This window comes from Amycolatopsis sp. SID8362, assembly GCF_010550475.1.
Taxonomy (GTDB): domain Bacteria; phylum Actinomycetota; class Actinomycetes; order Mycobacteriales; family Pseudonocardiaceae; genus Amycolatopsis; species Amycolatopsis eburnea.
This window is the reverse complement of sequence record NZ_JAAGNB010000135.1, coordinates 43,701-57,505: the sequence shown is the minus strand read 5'-3', so window position 1 is coordinate 57,505 and position 13,805 is coordinate 43,701. Positions and strand designations below refer to the sequence as shown.

Here is a 13,805-nt window from a genome sequence, read left to right as displayed (position 1 = left end):
GCTGCGTCGACGCGCGACCCTCGTGCGACCTTACGGTCGGCGAGGGTTTTTTGTTGCCCGAGGAGAAGAGCTTCTTCGCCGTACCGCATCAAACTGACCCGAACGAGTGACACCGAGACCCACGAGGCAGAACCGATGACCAGTGCCACGTCGCGCAGCGACGCGAAACCCGGGCCGACGCCCGGTACGTCCGGAGCCCGTCCGAAGCCGGCGCCCCCGGCGGGAACGCCGGTGCGCGTCACCGGCGCCCAGTCGCTCGTGCGCTCGCTCGAGGCCGTCGGCGCCGAGGTGGTCTTCGGCATTCCGGGCGGCACCATCCTGCCCGCCTACGACCCGCTGCTCGACTCGACGAAGGTCCGCCACGTCCTGGTCCGCCACGAACAGGGCGCGGGCCACGCGGCGACCGGCTACGCGCAGGCCACCGGCAAGGTCGGCGTGTGCATGGCCACGTCCGGCCCCGGCGCGACCAACCTGGTCACGCCGCTCGCGGACGCCAACATGGACTCCGTTCCGGTGGTGGCCATCACCGGCCAGCAGACCCGGGCGCTGATCGGCACCGACGCGTTCCAGGAAGCCGACATCTGCGGCATCACCATGCCGATCACCAAGCACAACTTCCTCGTCACGGACCCGGCGGAGATCCCGCGGACCATCGCCGAGGCGTTCCACCTGGCCGCGACCGGCCGCCCCGGCCCGGTCCTGGTGGACATCCCCAAGGACGTGCTGCAGGAGATGACCTCGTTCTCCTGGCCGACCGAGCTGCGTCTCCCGGGCTACCGCCCGACGCTGCGCCCGCACGGCAAGCAGGTCCGCGAAGCCGCGAAGCTGATCGCGAAGTCGCGCCGCCCGGTGCTCTACGTCGGCGGCGGCGTGATCAAGGCCGAAGCGCACGAGCAGCTGAAGCAGCTGGCCGAGCTGACGAACATCCCCGTCGTCACCACGCTGATGGCGCGCGGCGCGTTCCCCGACTCGCACCCGCAGCACCTCGGCATGCCGGGCATGCACGGCTCGGTCGCCGCGGTCGCCGCGATGCAGCGCGCCGACCTGCTCATCGCGCTCGGCGCCCGCTTCGACGACCGGGTCACCGGCCAGCTGTCGTCGTTCGCGCCGGACGCCGCGGTCGTGCACGCCGACATCGACCCCGCCGAGATCTCCAAGAACCGCAAGGCCGACGTGCCGATCGTGGGGGACTGCAAGGAGATCATCGGCGAGCTGATCACCGCCGTCACCACGGAGTTCGAGCACGGCGGCAAGCCCGACCTCACCGACTGGTGGACGCAGGCCGACGACTGGCGCAAGGGGTACCCGGCCGGGTACGAGTGGCCCGACGACGGTTCGCTGTCGCCGCAGTACGTCATCGAGCGGATCGGCCAGATCGTCGGCCCGGACGCGGTGTACGCCGCGGGCGTCGGCCAGCACCAGATGTGGGCCGCGCAGTTCGTCAAGTACGAGAACCCGCGCACCTGGATCAACTCCGGCGGCCTCGGCACCATGGGGTACGCGGTGCCCGCCGCGATGGGCGCGCAGTTCGGCGTCCCCGGCACGCAGGTCTGGGCGATCGACGGCGACGGCTGCTTCCAGATGACCAACCAGGAGCTGGCCACCTGCGCCATCGAGGGCGCGCCGATCAAGGTCGCCGTGATCAACAACGGCAACCTGGGCATGGTCCGGCAGTGGCAGAACCTCTTCTACTCGGAGCGGTACTCCAACACCGACCTCGGCACGCACAAGCACCGCATCCCGGACTTCGTGCTGCTGGCCGAGGCGCTGGGCTGCGCCGGGCTGCGCTGCGAGACCAAGGAAGACGTCGACGCCACCATCCGCCGCGCGATGGAGATCAACGACCGCCCCGTCGTGATCGACTTCGTGGTCGGGAAGGATGCCCAGGTGTGGCCGATGGTCGCCGCGGGCACCGGCAACGACGAGATCATGGCGGTCCGGGGCATCCGGCCGCTGTTCGACGACGACGAGGTTTCGGTGGAGACGACGGAAGCCGCCGCGGAAGGTGGCGAGCACTGAGATGACCGTCCACACGCTGAGTGTCCTGGTCGAGAACAAGCCCGGTGTGCTCGCGCGCGTCTCCGGCCTGTTCTCCCGCCGTGGTTTCAACATCGAGTCCCTTGCCGTCGGGCCCACGGAAAACCCCGAGGTGTCCCGGATGACGATCGTGGTCGCCGTGGAAGAGCTACCGCTCGAACAGGTGACGAAGCAGCTCAACAAGCTGGTCAACGTGATCAAGATCGTCGAGCTGGAGCAGTCGACCGCCGTGCAGCGCGAACTGCTGCTCGTGAAGGTGCGCGCCGACAACACCGTGCGCAGCCAGGTCCTCGAAACCGTCCAGCTCTTCCGCGCCAAGGTGGTGGACGTCTCTCCCGAGGCGCTCACCGTCGAGGCCACCGGGACGTCCGACAAGATCGGTGCGCTGCTGCGGATGCTGGAGCCGTATGGCATCCGCGAGCTCGTGCAGTCCGGCATGGTCGCGGTGGGTCGCGGCGCCCGTTCGATCACCGCAACCTCCCCGCGCTAATCCATCCATGCCCCCGCCACCACCCTCAACGGAGGCGCTTCGCGCCGCTGGTGGAATCTTGAAGTCAGGAAAGGAAGCAACACCCCCATGGCAGTGGAAATCTTCTACGACGACGACGCCGACCTTTCGATCATCCAGGGGCGCAAGGTCGCTGTCATCGGCTACGGCAGCCAGGGCCACGCCCACTCGCTGAGCCTGCGCGACTCCGGCGTCGACGTCCGCATCGGCCTGCCCGAGGGGTCCAAGTCGCGGGCGAAGGCCGAAGAGCAGGGCCTGCGCGTGCTCACCCCGGCCGAGGCGTCGGCCGAGGCCGACCTGATCATGATCCTGGCGCCGGACACCAAGCAGCGCTTCATCTACGAGCAGGACATCGCGCCGAACCTCAAGGACGGCGACGCGCTGTTCTTCGGCCACGGCTTCAACATCCGCTACGACCTGATCAAGCCGCCGTCCAACGTGGACGTCGCCATGGTCGCCCCCAAGGGCCCGGGGCACCTCGTGCGCCGCCAGTTCGTCGACGGCAAGGGCGTCCCGGCGCTCATCGCCGTGGAGCAGGACGCGTCCGGCAACGCCCAGGCGCTCGCCCTCTCCTACGCGGCCGCCATTGGTGGCGCCCGCGCCGGCGTCATCAAGACGACGTTCACCGAGGAGACCGAGACCGACCTCTTCGGCGAGCAGGCCGTGCTCTGCGGTGGCGCGTCCGCGCTGGTGCAGACCGGTTTCGAGGTGCTCACCGAGGCCGGCTACGCCCCGGAGATCGCCTACTTCGAGGTGCTGCACGAGCTGAAGCTGATCGTCGACCTCATGTACGAGGGCGGCATCGCGCGCCAGCGCTACTCGATCTCCGACACCGCCGAGTACGGCGACCTGACCCGCGGCCCGCGCGTCATCTCGCCGGCGGTCAAGGAAGAGATGAAGAAGATCCTCGGCGAGATCCAGGACGGCACGTTCGCCCGCGAATGGGTCGCCGAGGACGAGGCCGGCCGGCCGAACTTCACCAAGCTCGAGGAGCAGGGCAACCAGCACCCGATCGAGGCGACCGGCAAGAAGCTGCGCGACCTGATGTCGTGGGTGGACCGGCCGATCACCGAGACCGCCTGATCTTCCGCGAGTTCCGTGAAGGCCTCCTTACCGGTCGAAAACGCCGGTAAGGAGGCCTTCACGGCTTTTCGGGGTGGCTCGTTACGCTGGCCGCATGACCGATGACAAGGCGCACATCCGGCACCACCTCGACCTTTCCGGGGCGGAGTGGATCCGGGGCGAGCCCGCGGGCGTCACCCTGGACGAGGTCGTCGAGTACGCGTTCGTCGAGCACACCGACGGTGCCACCTACGTCGCGCTGCGGCGCTCGCCGGACGTCGACGGCACGATCATGGTCTTCACGATGTCGGAGTGGGACGCGTTCGTGAAGGGCGTCGACGACGGCGAGTTCGACGACCTCGGCGCCTAAGCGAGCTTCGCGGCCAGCTCGGGGATCTTGCCGAGGTCACCGGCGATGCCGAGGTGGTCGCCGTAGTCGCGGGATTCGACGACGAGGCCGTCGCGCACCCGCATGGCGAAGATGTTGGCGATCCGCACCGGCCGCCCGCCGTACTCGCCCTGGTAGGCGAACTCGCCGATCAGCACCTCCGGGTCGGCGCCCTGGTAGGTGGTCAGGTCCGCGATCGCGAAACGCGGGTTCATCGCCTTGCCCGCGGCGAAGTGCTCGCGCAGCTCGTTGCGCGTGCGCACGACGGCCGAACCCGGCAGGAACGGGTGCGTCACGTGCGTTTCTTCGGCGTACAGCTCCGGCAGCGCGTCCCAGCGCCCGCCCGCGACACCGTGCACGAGCCGCTCGAACGCCGTGCCCGCGCTCTCCGGCACGACCGGGGACAGCTCGCGTGGCGGGGCCTGCTCGTACGCCTTGACCAGCTGGTCGACGCCGTTCCGGATGACGGCGAGCTTCAGGTAGTCGTGGTAGTCGCGGGAATGGACGATCAGGCCGTCGCGGACGCGCAGCACCTGGATGTTGGCCGCCGAGATCGTGCGGCCGGTTTCGACGGATTCGGCGTCGTAGTCGTATTCCGCGACGATCACCTCGGGGTCCGTCGTCTCGTGCACGACGACGTTCTTCCGCTTGAGCCGGTACGCGCCCGCGAGGGCGCCGGTGAACCGCTCGTGGACGGCGTCGCGGCCGGTCAGGCGCGTCGGCCGGGGGACGGCCTGCGGGTGTTCGACGACGGTGTCCTCCGCGTACAGCGCGGAAAGCTCGCCGTAGCGGCCTTCGCTGATCCCGTCGGACAACGCGGTGAAGACGTCGCGGGGTGTGGTCATGGGTCCTCCCAGAAGACAAAACGGAGTCTGTAGTCCGTCTCCGAAGATACGGACTACAGACTCCGCTTGTCTAGTGGAGCAGCTCCTGGGCCGCCGGCTGCCCGCACACCTCCGCCCACGTCTCCGGGGTGCTGTCGAAGTTCGCGTCCCGCGCGCTCCGGTCGGCGCCGCCGTCGAGGAGGGTCTGGATGACGTCGAGGTGCCCGGACTGCGCGGCCAGGTGCAGGGCCGTGACGCCTTCGCCGTGCTTCGGGCCGCCGAACGTGCCCCGGTGGTTCACGGCGGCGCCGAGGTCAAGCAGCGTCCGGACGGCGGCGAGCCTGCCCTGTGCCGCCGCCCACGCCAGCGCCGTGCCGCGGTAGACGTCGGCGTTCACGTCGGCCCCGCGCGAAACCAGCGTGCGCAGCGCCTCGGTGCGGTCGTTGCGGGCAGCCCAGGCGAGCGCTTCGTCCCGGGCTTCGGCCGGGTCGTCCGTCGGCTGCCACGCGGGGAAACCGCTGTGGGGCCGGTAAAACCCGCGGTGGTCGCCGCCGCGGCCCGACGTCAGGAGTTCGTCGAGGAGGTCGCTGTCGCCGAGCCCGGCCGCGACCCGCAGGTTGCCCGGGGCGCGGCTGTGCGCGGCCAGGGTCTCCGCGGCTTCGCGGTGCCCCCAGAACAGGGCGACGACCAGGGGAGTGCCGCCGTCGCCGCGGGCGGAGACGGCGACCGGGGCACCGGCTTCCAGTAGCAAGTCGAGCAGCAGCGGCAGATTGCTGTACGCCGCTTGGTGCAGCGGGGTCCAGCCGTGGACGTTCCCGCGTGCCGGGTCGGCGCCGTGGGCGAGCAGCACGCGGCTCAGGCGCTCGTCGCAGGTCGCGCCCGCCATGCCGAGCAGCTCGTTGCCGTTGGTGCCGCGGGCGGTGACCAGCCAGGGAAACTCGCCAAGGAGGGTTTCGAGCTGCTCGGCGTCCCGCGCCTCGACCGCCCGGTACGCGCGGGCGAACGGCTCGCCACTGTCCACAAGAGACTCGACGTGCGCGCGAAGTGCCTGCCAGGAACCGAATCCGTGCTCGTGAGCCACGACCACGCGGGCGCCGTCAGGGGTGAGTGGCTGGTTCCAGCGGTCGAACGGCTCGCGGGCGCCGGGCGTCCCGTCCTCGGCCGAGGCGAGCAGGCCGAGCGCGCGCTCGGCGTAATACTCGATGTCCTGGTGGTACGGGTGCTGCAGGTTTTCGCCGGGCAGCACGCCCATGGTGCCTCCTCGGACGGGACGCGGCCCGCAACCGCGTCCCGCCAGCCTACTCCCGTCAGGGCAGCAGATCCGCCAAGCGGCGGTAGGAGTCCTTCGTCCGCGCGAGGACCTGGACGCAGACGTGGTCGGCGCCCGCGTCGAGGTGGGCGCGGATCCGGTCGGCGACCTGCTGCTCGCCGACCGCGACGACGGCGTCGACCAGCCGGTCGCTGCCGCCGTCGGCGAGGTCTTCGTCGGTGAAGCCGAGGCGGCGCAGGTTCGTCCGGTGGTGGGGTGCCTGCCGCACGTAGAAACCGGCGTGCTCCCGGGCCACCTCCGGGGCCGCGTCGAGCACCACCGCCTGCTCGACGGCGAGGTACTTGCCGGGGCCGAGCCGCTCGCGCGCCATGGCCGTGTGCTCCGGCGGGACGAAGTACGGGTGGGTGCCGTCGGCGCGTTCGGCCGCCAGGTCGAGGAGTTTCGGGCCGAGCGCGGCGAGCAGCCGGCGCGGCCGCGGTGACGGCTGCGGCAGGCCCGGCAGCTCGGCCGCGTCCATCCCGTCGAGGTACTCGCGCAACGCCGTCAGCGGGCGCGCACCGGGCCGGTGCCCGCCGAGCGCGGCGATGAACCGGCCCGGGTAGGCCTCGCCCAGCGCCCGGATGGCGCCTTCCGCGGCGAGCGGTGAACGCTGGTCGAACCGCGCGACCCCGGTGGCGACGGTCAGCTTCGACGACGCCGCGAGCAGCAGCGCGGCCTGCGTGAACGCCTCTCGCCCGGCGTACTCGCCGAACCAGATGGCGTCGAAGCCGAGTTCTTCGGCTTCCGCGGCGGTTTCGCGGAGTTCGCCGATCGGGGCGCCGTCGAAGAACCGCCAGATCCCGACGCTCATCGGAGCACCGCCGGGGCCAGCTCGACCAGCGCGTCCACAGTGGACTCGAACGTGGTCGCGGACGGCGTCAGCAGGACGTGGTCCGCGCCCGCGTCGAGCATTTCCCCGACGCGTTTCGCGATGGTCGCGGCGTCGCCCCAGAGGACGAGGTCGTCGACGAACCGGTCGCTGGGGCCGTCGATGTCGGCTTCGGTGTAGCCGAGCCGTTTCCAGCCCGCGAGGTAGGCCTTCACCCCGAACTGCCGCGACTGCGCCACGCTGCGCCGGACGCTCGCGCGGGCGTCCTCGCGGCTGCCGAGCAGCACGGTCTGGTGGGGGATCAGCAGCTTGTCCGGCCCGAGGATCTCGCGGGCGTACGGCGTGTGCGAAACCGGCTGGGCGAACGGGTGCGCGCCGTCGGCGTGGTCGCGGGCCAGCTCCAGCATCTTCGGCCCGACCGCGGCCAGCACCCGCGGAAAGGCCACCGGGGCGGGGTTTTCCTGCGCCACTGTGTCCATTTCGGACAGATAGGCCCGCATCCGGTCCAGCGGCCGGTACTCCTCGCCGTACTTCGCCGCCTGGACCGCGTGCCCGATGCCGACGCCGAGCACGAACCGGCCCGGGTGGGCGTGGGCGAGGGTCGCCCCGCCCTTTTCGGCGGTCCGCCCGGGCCGCGCCCAGACGTTGGCGATGCCGGCGCCGAGCACGACGTCCGGTACCGAGGCGAGCAGGTCGCCGAAGGCGGCGAACAGTTCGCGGCCGCCGGGGCCTTCGCCGCTCCAGACCGAGCCGTAGCCGGCCTCGGCGAGCCGCCGCGTCGCCGCGCGTTCGACGTCCGGGGGCGGGGCCAGTGGCGCGCTCGGCAACCAGGCGCCGACCGCGCCGAGCCGGGTCCGCGTGTCTTCGATCAGGGTCATCCTCGAAATCCTCCCAGTAAGATGAGGCTGCCTCCGGTTAATATACGGAGGCAGCCTCCGATTGGCTACCCGGTAAGGTCGGGAGGGCGATGACCGACGTGAAACCGATGCGCGCGGACGCCCGCCGCAACTACGAGCGCCTCCTCGAGGAGGCCCAGCGCGCCTTCGCCGAACACGGCGTCGAGGCGTCCCTGGAAGACATCGCGCGCCGCGCCGGGGTCGGCATCGGCACGCTCTACCGGCACTTCCCGACCCGGGAAGCCCTGCTCGAAACGCTGTTGCGCGCCCGCTTCGACGGCCAGGCCGGCCGCGCGCGCGAGCTGCTGGCCCACCCCGAACCGCTGAACGCGCTGCAGACCTGGCTGGCCGGGCTCGGCGACGCGACCGGGACCTTCCGCGGCCTGGTCGAGCTGACCGCCGACGCGCTGAGCGACGAAACGTCCCGGCTCTACGCGTCGTGCCACGCGATGCGCGAGGCCGGTTCCCAGCTAGTGGAACGCGCGAAGGAAGCGGGCGAGCTGCGCGCGGACGTCACGACGCACGAGCTCCTTCTGTTGCTGCACGCGGCATCCTGGGCGGGCGGGCACCTGCCCGGCGAGGGGGGCATGCAGCGCCTGCTGGCTCTTGTTTTCGAGGGATTACGAGCGAGTTAACACCATGGGAAGCCAGGGGGCCGCCCAGCGGGTTAAACTCCGCCACGACCGGGGCACAACGACGTGCTGAGATCCGTCTGCCGACCCAGAGCGTCCTGGAAGTGACCAGATAGTGGGAGCCGCATCGTGAGCAAGCCCAGCAAACCCGTCGTCCTCATCGCGGAGAAGCTCGCCCCCTCCGTGCTGAGTGTGTTCGGTGACGAGGTGGAGGTCCGGCACGTCGACGGCACGGACCGATCCGCGCTGCTCGAGGCGGTGAAGAGCGCCGACGCGCTCCTGGTCCGCTCCGCGACCAAGGTCGATGCCGAGGTCCTCGCCGCCACCACGCAGCTGAAGGTCGTCGCCCGCGCCGGCGTCGGCCTGGACAACGTCGAGGTCCCCGCCGCCACCGAGCGCGGTGTCCTGGTCGTCAACGCCCCGACGTCCAACATCGTCTCCGCCGCCGAGCACGCCGTCGCCCTGCTGCTGTCGGTCGCGCGCCGCGTCCCGGCCGCCGACCAGAGCCTCCGCGGCGGCGAGTGGAAGCGCAGCTCGTTCTCCGGCGTCGAGCTGCAGGGCAAGACCGTCGGCGTCGTCGGCCTCGGCAAGATCGGGCAGCTGTTCGCCCAGCGCCTGGCCGCCTTCGACACCAAGCTCATCGCGTACGACCCCTACGTCTCGGCCGCGCGCGCCGCGCAGCTGGGCATCGAGCTCGTCACCCTCGACGAGCTGCTGGCCCGCGCCGACGCGATCTCCATCCACCTGCCGAAGACGCCGGAAACCAAGGGCCTGATCGACGCCGAGGCGCTGAAGAAGACCAAGCCGGGCGTCATCATCGTCAACGCCGCCCGCGGTGGCCTCATCGTCGAAGAGGACCTGGCCGACGCGCTGCGCTCGGGCCACGTCGGCGGGGCCGGCGTCGACGTCTTCGTCACCGAGCCGACCACGTCGAGCCCGCTGTTCAACCTGGACAACGTCGTCGTGACGCCGCACCTGGGCGCGTCGACGGCCGAGGCGCAGGACCGCGCGGGCACCGACGTCGCGAAGTCCGTGCTGCTGGCGCTGCGCGGCGACTTCGTGCCGGACGCGGTGAACGTCTCCGGCGGCGGCGCGGTCGGCGAGCACGTCCGCCCGTACCTGTCGCTGACCCAGAAGCTCGGCACGCTGCTGACCGCGCTGAACACGAAGGCGCCGACGTCGGTGACCGTGACCGTCAAGGGCGAGCTGACCAGCGAGGACACCGCGGTGCTGCAGCTGGCGGCGCTGCGCGGGGTGTTCACCGGCGTGGTCGAGGACCAGGTCACGTTCGTCAACGCGCCGCAGCTGGCGGAGAAGCTGGGCGTGCAGGTCGAGCTCACGACCGAGCCGGAGAGCCCGAAGTTCCGCAGCCTGGTCACCGTGCGCGCGGTGCACTCGGACGGGCAGGCGCTGACGGTGTCCGGTTCGGTCACCGGCAAGGACGAGGTCGAGAAGCTGGTCGAGGTCAACGGCCGCGGCTTCGACCTGCGCGCCGAGGGCACGGTCCTGCTGGTCGAGTACCCGGACCGGCCGGGCGTGATGGGCCGCGTCGGTACGCTGCTCGGCGAGGCGGGCATCAACATCGAGGCCGCGCAGATCAGCCAGACCACCGACGGCTCCGACGCGGTGATGCTGCTGCGCGTCGACCGCCACATCGACGCGCACCTGCTGGAGCCGATCGGCGCCGCGGTCGGGGCGCACACGATCCGCGCCGTCGACTTCAACTGACACAACCCTTTCGAAGGCCCCCTGCCACCCGGCAGGGGGCCTTCGCGCGCAATCACAACTACATAACGGAGTCCTTTGCCTACGTAAGTAGGTGTTTTGGGGCATTAGGTTCTCCCCGCGAGGTTGAACCACGCGCCGTCGAGGGCACGGCGCTGTGCCGCGCTTCACCGTCGGGGGTGTCAGGAGCGGCAGGCAGGTTCGGGTCCAGACCTCGAGTAAGGGGCCGACTCATGAGCAGATCCCGCTTGCCCGCTCGCGTCACGACGGCGTTGTTCGCCGTCGTGCTGGCGGCCGCGCTGGGGGCGCCGGTGGCGAGCGCGGCGGACGCTCCGCTCGCCGACGGCGTCGCACCGGCGAAGATCGACGACGCCCAGCTCCAAGGCAAGCTTTCCCCGCGCCTGGGCGCCGCGCAGGGCCGCGTCACCGCGTTCGTCGAGCTGGCCAAGAAGCCCGCCGTCGACGCGTTCACCGCCGCGCAGCCGCAGGGCAAGGACCAGGCCAAGCGCGCCGCCAAGGCCGCCAAGGCCGACACCGCCGCCGCGGTCGAGTCCGTCGTCGGCCAGCTGCGCGCGGGCAACGCCCAGCCGCAGGTCGTCACCCAGACCGCCAACGCGGTCCCCGGCGTGGTCGTCACCGCCGACGCCGCCAAGCTGCGCGAGGTCGCGAAGCGGGCGGACGTCGTCGCGGTCCGCACCGTCGTGCCGAAGACCCGCACCAACGCCAGCGCCGCGCAGCTGACCAACACCCTCGCGGCGTGGCAGCAGACCGGCAAGTTCGGCGACGGCGTCCGCGTCGGCGTGATCGACGACGGCATCGACTACACCCACGCCGACTTCGGCGGCCCCGGCACGCAGGCCGCGTACAAGAGCGTCGACAGCACCAAGCCGACCCCGCTGTTCCCCAGCGCCAAGGTCGTCGGCGGCACGGACCTCGTCGGCGACGACTACGACGCCGCGACCGCCGGCAAGACCACCCCGAAGCCGGACCCGAACCCGCTCGCCTGCGGTGAGCACGGCACGCACGTCGCCGGCACCATCGGCGGCTTCGGCGTCACCGCCGACGGCAAGACCTTCAAGGGCGACTACAAGAAGCTGGACGCCAAGAAGGTCGACGCGATGCAGATCGGCCCGGGCACGGCGCCGAAGTCGCTCCTCTACGCCATCAAGGTGTTCGGCTGCGCGGGCTCGACCAACGTCACCTCGCAGGCGCTCGACTGGGCGCTCGACCCGGACGGCGACGGCGACTTCACCGACCACCTCGACGTCGTCAACCTCTCGCTGGGCTCCGACTTCGGCGCCCCGGACGACCCGGACTCGCTGTTCGTGCGCAAGCTCGCCGCGAACAACGTCCTCCCGGTGATCTCGGCGGGCAACGGCGGCGACATCAACGACATCGCCGGTTCGCCGGGCAACACCCCCGAGGCGCTGACGGTGGCCTCGACGCGTGACGCGGGCATCCTGCGCGACGCCGCCGAGGTCAAGGCGCCGACGACCGCCGCGGGCCAGAAGACCGGGCAGTACAGCCAGAACTACACCGGTTACGACACCCTCGACCTGACCGCTCCGGTCGTCGCGCTCTCGGCGGCGAACGCGGCGGGCTGCGCGCCGTACTCCGCCGAGGACAAGGCGAAGGCGGCGGGCAAGTTCGTCTTCCTGGAGTGGGACGACAACGACTCGACCCGCGCGTGCGGTTCGGCGGCCCGGGCGAACAACGCCCAGGCGGCCGGGGCGAAGGGCGCGCTGCTGTCGTCCACTTTGGAGCACTTCAGCGCCGGCATCGCGGGCAACGCGGCGATCCCGATGTTCCAGTTCACCGGCTCCGCGACCAAGACGCTGCGCGCGGCGCTGACCGCGGGCACGCTGCAGATCCGGCTCTACGGCACGGGACGCGCGTCGATCCAGACCACCGACAAGACCATCGTGGACACCCCGAGCTCGTTCACCTCGCGCGGCACCCGCGGCCCGGCCCTCAAGCCGGACGTCGCCGCGCCGGGTGACACGATCACCTCGGCGTTCCGCGGCAGCGGCAACGGCCGGACGGTGCTTTCGGGTACGTCGATGGCGGCCCCGCACACCGCGGGCATCACCGCGCTGGTCCGCCAGTCCCACCCGGACTGGTCGGTCGAGGAGGTCAAGGCGTCGGTCATCGACACCGCCGGCCACGACGTCTCCGACGGCGCCGGCCACACCTACGCGCCGCAGCGCGTCGGCAGCGGCCGCATCGACGCCAAGGCGGCGCTGGACAACCAGGTGCTCGCCTACGTCCAGGACGACCCGGGCGCGGTCAGCGTCAGCTTCGGCACGGTCGAGGCCTCCGGGCCGGTGACGCTGTCGAAGACGATCAAGCTGGTGAACAAGGGCGTCACGCCCGCCGAGTACTCGGTGGCCTACCAGGCGGTCAACGCGCTGCCCGGCGTCGAGTACACAGTGGACAAGCAGACGGTGAAGCTGACCCCGCGCGGCACCGCCAAGGTCAAGGTGACGCTGAAGATCACCGACCCGAAAGCGCTGCGCAAGGTCATGGACCCGACCATGCAGGCCACCCAGGCCGGCCTGGCCCGGCAGTTCGTCGCCGACGCTTCCGGCCGCGTCGCCTTCACGCCGAAGAGCGGCGCCAAGGTGCCGCTGCGGGTTTCGGTCTACGCCGCGCCGAAGCCGGTGTCGACGATTTCGACGCCGCAGTCGGTGAAGTTCGGCGCGGACGCGACCCAGGCCGTGCTGAACCTGACCGGCAAGGGCGTCGACCAGGGTGCCGGCGCGCAGCGGTACCGCTCGCTGATCAGCGTGCTCGAACTGCAGGCGGAGTCCCCGCAGCTGCCCGAGTGCGACGCGGACGTGGTCACCGACTGCACGCTGAACAAAACGGCCAAGGGCGGCGACCTCCGCTACATCGGCGCGGCTTCGACCGCTCCGCTGGCGAAGGCGCAGGGCGAGCCGGAGAACGCGGTCCTCGCGTTCGGCCTCTCCACGTGGGGCGACTGGGCGAACATCGGCAGCAACACCTCGCCGTTCGTCGACATCGACACCACCGGGGACGGGCAGCCGGACTTCGAGACCTACGTGACCAAGGCGACTTCCACGGACGTGCTGCTGGCCGTCACGGTCGCGCTGACCGCGGGCTTCCCGACGGTCGACGTCCAGGCGGTCAACGGCCAGCTCGGCGACGTCGACACCAACGTGTTCGACACGAACGTGATCACGCTGCCGGTTTCGCTGGCGGCGCTGGGCATCGACGTGAACGCCGACAGCCACCGCGTTTCCTACACGGTGGGCACCAGCGGGTTCTACGTCGCGCCGGGCACGACGAACGGGCTGATCGACTACGTCGGCACGCCGCTTTCGTTCGACGCGCTCGCGCCGGGGTACTCCGTCCAGGGCGGTGGCGACGCCGCACTGGGTTACGTCGCGAAGCCGGGCACGGCGCTGGTCGTCACCCGGAACGCGGCGTCGGCCGCGGCGGACAACGCGCTCGGGCTGCTGGCCATCGAGCACCACAACGCCGCGGGGAACCGGGCGAACGTGGTCAAGGTGGACGCGGCGGGCGACCGTCAGCCGATCGGGGCCGGCCGCCGCTAGTCCGTGGCAAGATCGAT

11 protein-coding genes are annotated in these 13,805 nt (G+C 71.1%); 7 read left to right on the top strand and 4 right to left on the bottom strand.

The window, feature by feature from the left end:
* The first annotated feature begins 135 nt into the window (after nucleotides 1-135).
* The 4 genes from G3I65_RS04970 to G3I65_RS04955 all read left to right on the top strand — a co-directional run bounded on the left by G3I65_RS04970 (nucleotide 136) and on the right by G3I65_RS04955 (nucleotide 3,977).
* Nucleotides 136-2,019 (top strand): acetolactate synthase large subunit, encoded by a 1,884-nt coding sequence (locus G3I65_RS04970; RefSeq protein ID WP_163046644.1) that lies wholly within the window; start codon nucleotides 136-138, stop codon nucleotides 2,017-2,019.
* Nucleotide 2,020: 1 nt separating this feature from the next.
* Entirely contained in the window at nucleotides 2,021-2,527 is a 507-nt protein-coding gene (ilvN, locus tag G3I65_RS04965; protein WP_086842284.1) for an acetolactate synthase small subunit, read from the top strand.
* Nucleotides 2,528-2,614: 87 nt separating this feature from the next.
* The gene (gene ilvC, locus G3I65_RS04960) at nucleotides 2,615-3,628 is read left to right on the top strand and encodes a ketol-acid reductoisomerase (protein ID WP_086842286.1); all 1,014 of its coding nucleotides are present in this window, start codon (nucleotides 2,615-2,617) and stop codon (nucleotides 3,626-3,628) included.
* 94 nt (nucleotides 3,629-3,722) lie between these two features.
* The gene (locus tag G3I65_RS04955) at nucleotides 3,723-3,977 is read left to right on the top strand and encodes a DUF397 domain-containing protein (RefSeq protein ID WP_125306352.1); all 255 of its coding nucleotides are present in this window, start codon (nucleotides 3,723-3,725) and stop codon (nucleotides 3,975-3,977) included.
* Here G3I65_RS04955 and G3I65_RS04950 read toward each other — a convergent pair.
* The 4 genes from G3I65_RS04950 to G3I65_RS04935 form a co-directional block, all read right to left on the bottom strand.
* Nucleotides 3,974-4,840: a nuclear transport factor 2 family protein gene (locus G3I65_RS04950; RefSeq protein ID WP_160695031.1), complete on the bottom strand. Its 867-nt coding sequence runs from the start codon at nucleotides 4,838-4,840 to the stop codon at nucleotides 3,974-3,976. The genes G3I65_RS04955 and G3I65_RS04950 overlap by 4 nt on opposite strands.
* A gap of 70 nt (nucleotides 4,841-4,910) precedes the next feature.
* Nucleotides 4,911-6,071, bottom strand: a complete 1,161-nt coding sequence (locus G3I65_RS04945) for an ankyrin repeat domain-containing protein (protein ID WP_160695030.1) — start codon at nucleotides 6,069-6,071, stop codon at nucleotides 4,911-4,913.
* Nucleotides 6,072-6,126: 55 nt separating this feature from the next.
* Nucleotides 6,127-6,939 (bottom strand): TIGR03620 family F420-dependent LLM class oxidoreductase, encoded by an 813-nt coding sequence (locus G3I65_RS04940; protein ID WP_160695029.1) that lies wholly within the window; start codon nucleotides 6,937-6,939, stop codon nucleotides 6,127-6,129.
* Nucleotides 6,936-7,835, bottom strand: coding sequence for a TIGR03620 family F420-dependent LLM class oxidoreductase (locus G3I65_RS04935; protein ID WP_160695028.1), 900 nt, complete (start codon nucleotides 7,833-7,835; stop codon nucleotides 6,936-6,938). The genes G3I65_RS04940 and G3I65_RS04935 overlap by 4 nt, the downstream gene beginning before the upstream one ends.
* Nucleotides 7,836-7,924: 89 nt before the next feature.
* On the opposite strand from G3I65_RS04935, the gene G3I65_RS04930 reads away from it, so the two are divergent.
* The 3 genes from G3I65_RS04930 (at nucleotide 7,925) to G3I65_RS04920 (ending at nucleotide 13,788) form a co-directional block, all read left to right on the top strand.
* On the top strand, nucleotides 7,925-8,488 hold the full coding sequence (locus tag G3I65_RS04930; protein WP_160695027.1) for a TetR/AcrR family transcriptional regulator: 564 nt from the start codon (nucleotides 7,925-7,927) through the stop codon (nucleotides 8,486-8,488).
* A 126-nt stretch (nucleotides 8,489-8,614) separates the two neighbouring features.
* Nucleotides 8,615-10,213, top strand: coding sequence for a phosphoglycerate dehydrogenase (gene serA / locus G3I65_RS04925; RefSeq protein WP_160695026.1), 1,599 nt, complete (start codon nucleotides 8,615-8,617; stop codon nucleotides 10,211-10,213).
* 230 nt (nucleotides 10,214-10,443) lie between these two features.
* The gene (locus tag G3I65_RS04920) at nucleotides 10,444-13,788 is read left to right on the top strand and encodes a S8 family serine peptidase (RefSeq protein WP_163046643.1); all 3,345 of its coding nucleotides are present in this window, start codon (nucleotides 10,444-10,446) and stop codon (nucleotides 13,786-13,788) included.
* The last annotated feature ends 17 nt before the right edge of the window (nucleotides 13,789-13,805 follow it).